We start from the raw sequence: 2,990 nt of genomic DNA, 5'->3' as shown, positions 1-2,990 counted from the left end.
GTATGTTCTTTGAAAACTAGATAACAGTGTAGCTCATATTTTTTAATTTTTAGTTTGGTTAAGTTAGAAAGGGCGCACGGTGGATGCCTTGACACTAGGAGTCGATGAAGGACGGGACTAACGCCGATATGCTTCGGGGAGCTGTAAGTAAGCTTTGATCCGAAGATTTCCGAATGGGGAAACCCACCATACGTAATGGTATGGTATCCTTGCCTGAATACATAGGGTAAGGAAGACAGACCCAGGGAACTGAAACATCTAAGTACCTGGAGGAAGAGAAAGCAAATGCGATTTCCTGAGTAGCGGCGAGCGAAACGGAACATAGCCCAAACCAAGAGGCTTGCCTCTTGGGGTTGTAGGACATTCTATACGGAGTTACAAAGGAACGAGGTAGACGAAGCGACCTGGAAAGGTCCGTCGTAGAGGGTAACAACCCCGTAGTCGAAACTTCGTTCTCTCTTGAATGTATCCTGAGTACGGCGGAACACGTGAAATTCCGTCGGAATCTGGGAGGACCATCTCCCAAGGCTAAATACTCCCTAGTGATCGATAGTGAACCAGTACCGTGAGGGAAAGGTGAAAAGCACCCCGGAAGGGGAGTGAAAGAGATCCTGAAACCGTGTGCCTACAAATAGTCAGAGCCCGTTAATGGGTGATGGCGTGCCTTTTGTAGAATGAACCGGCGAGTTACGATCCCGTGCGAGGTTAAGCTGAAGAGGCGGAGCCGCAGCGAAAGCGAGTCTGAATAGGGCGTTTAGTACGTGGTCGTAGACCCGAAACCAGGTGATCTACCCATGTCCAGGGTGAAGTTCAGGTAACACTGAATGGAGGCCCGAACCCACGCACGTTGAAAAGTGCGGGGATGAGGTGTGGGTAGCGGAGAAATTCCAATCGAACCTGGAGATAGCTGGTTCTCCCCGAAATAGCTTTAGGGCTAGCCTTAAGTGTAAGAGTCTTGGAGGTAGAGCACTGATTGAACTAGGGGTCCTCATCGGATTACCGAATTCAGTCAAACTCCGAATGCCAATGACTTATCCTTAGGAGTCAGACTGCGAGTGATAAGATCCGTAGTCAAGAGGGAAACAGCCCAGATCGCCAGCTAAGGTCCCAAAGTGTGTATTAAGTGGAAAAGGATGTGGAGTTGCTTAGACAACTAGGATGTTGGCTTAGAAGCAGCCACCATTTAAAGAGTGCGTAATAGCTCACTAGTCGAGTGACTCTGCGCCGAAAATGTACCGGGGCTAAATACACCACCGAAGCTGCGAATTGATACCAATGGTATCAGTGGTAGGGGAGCGTTCTAAGTGCAGTGAAGTCAGACCGGAAGGACTGGTGGAGCGCTTAGAAGTGAGAATGCCGGTATGAGTAGCGAAAGACGGGTGAGAATCCCGTCCACCGAATGCCTAAGGTTTCCTGAGGAAGGCTCGTCCGCTCAGGGTTAGTCAGGACCTAAGCCGAGGCCGACAGGCGTAGGCGATGGACAACAGGTTGATATTCCTGTACCACCTCTTTATCGTTTGAGCAATGGAGGGACGCAGAAGGATAGAAGAAGCGTGCGATTGGTTGTGCACGTCCAAGCAGTTAGGCTGATAAGTAGGCAAATCCGCTTATCGTGAAGGCTGAGCTGTGATGGGGAAGCTCCTTATGGAGCGAAGTCTTTGATTCCCCGCTGCCAAGAAAAGCTTCTAGCGAGATAAAAGGTGCCTGTACCGCAAACCGACACAGGTAGGCGAGGAGAGAATCCTAAGGTGTGCGAGAGAACTCTGGTTAAGGAACTCGGCAAAATGACCCCGTAACTTCGGGAGAAGGGGTGCTTTCTTAACGGAAAGCCGCAGTGAATAGGCCCAAGCGACTGTTTAGCAAAAACACAGGTCTCTGCGAAGCCGTAAGGCGAAGTATAGGGGCTGACACCTGCCCGGTGCTGGAAGGTTAAGGAGAGGGGTTAGCGTAAGCGAAGCTCTGAACTGAAGCCCCAGTAAACGGCGGCCGTAACTATAACGGTCCTAAGGTAGCGAAATTCCTTGTCGGGTAAGTTCCGACCCGCACGAAAGGTGTAACGATTTGGGCACTGTCTCAACCAGAGACTCGGTGAAATTATAGTACCTGTGAAGATGCAGGTTACCCGCGACAGGACGGAAAGACCCCGTGGAGCTTTACTGTAGCCTGATATTGAATTTTGGTACAGTTTGTACAGGATAGGCGGGAGCCATTGAAACCGGAGCGCTAGCTTCGGTGGAGGCGCTGGTGGGATACCGCCCTGACTGTATTGAAATTCTAACCTACGGGTCTTATCGACCCGGGAGACAGTGTCAGGTGGGCAGTTTGACTGGGGCGGTCGCCTCCTAAAGTGTAACGGAGGCGCCCAAAGGTTCCCTCAGAATGGTTGGAAATCATTCGTAGAGTGCAAAGGCATAAGGGAGCTTGACTGCGAGACCTACAAGTCGAGCAGGGACGAAAGTCGGGCTTAGTGATCCGGTGGTTCCGCATGGAAGGGCCATCGCTCAACGGATAAAAGCTACCCCGGGGATAACAGGCTTATCTCCCCCAAGAGTCCACATCGACGGGGAGGTTTGGCACCTCGATGTCGGCTCATCGCATCCTGGGGCTGTAGTCGGTCCCAAGGGTTGGGCTGTTCGCCCATTAAAGCGGTACGCGAGCTGGGTTCAGAACGTCGTGAGACAGTTCGGTCCCTATCCGTCGTGGGCGTAGGAAATTTGAGAGGAGCTGTCCTTAGTACGAGAGGACCGGGATGGACGCACCGCTGGTGTACCAGTTGTTCTGCCAAGGGCATAGCTGGGTAGCTATGTGCGGAAGGGATAAGTGCTGAAAGCATCTAAGCATGAAGCCCCCCTCAAGATGAGATTTCCCATAGCGTAAGCTAGTAAGATCCCTGAAAGATGATCAGGTTGATAGGTTCGAGGTGGAAGCATGGTGACATGTGGAGCTGACGAATACTAATAGATCGAGGACTTAACCATATAATATGAAGC

The 2,990-nt window shown here is 51.3% G+C and carries 1 rRNA gene; it reads left to right on the top strand.

The window, feature by feature from the left end:
- Positions 1 to 56: 56 nt before the first annotated feature.
- Positions 57 to 2,978, top strand: a 23S ribosomal RNA gene (locus CER22_RS30780).
- The last annotated feature ends 12 nt before the right edge of the window (positions 2,979 to 2,990 follow it).

The organism is Bacillus sp. K2I17 (assembly GCF_002209985.1).
Taxonomy (GTDB): Bacteria; Bacillota; Bacilli; order Bacillales; family Bacillaceae_G; genus Bacillus_A; species Bacillus_A wiedmannii.
The sequence above is the reverse complement of the archived record's forward strand: the minus strand, read 5'-3'. Positions and strand labels throughout refer to the sequence as shown.